Raw genomic sequence first — 228 nt, 5'->3', positions numbered from 1 at the left:
CGGCCCGAGCTGCTGCTGCGCGCGCAGGCGCTGCTGCACAGCCCCGGTGCGCAGCAGGGCGCGGGCGACCTGGCCGGGCCGCTGCAGACCTGGGTGGCAACGCACCCGCGCGATGCCAGCGCCTGGCAGACGCTCGCCGGTGTGTGGCAGGCGCAGGGCCAGGGCCTGCGCGCCGTGCGCGCCGAGGCCGAGGCGCACGCGGCGCGCTACGACTATGCGGCGGCGGTG

1 pseudogene is annotated in these 228 nt (G+C 79.4%); it reads left to right on the top strand.

Features of this window, described 5'->3' with window-relative positions:
* Nucleotides 1-228, top strand: a pseudogene (locus tag B2J89_RS22360) (peptidase M48); the annotation flags it as partial.

It is taken from the genome of Acidovorax sp. SRB_24 (assembly GCF_012931925.1).
This window is presented reverse-complemented; position numbering and strand designations above follow the sequence as displayed.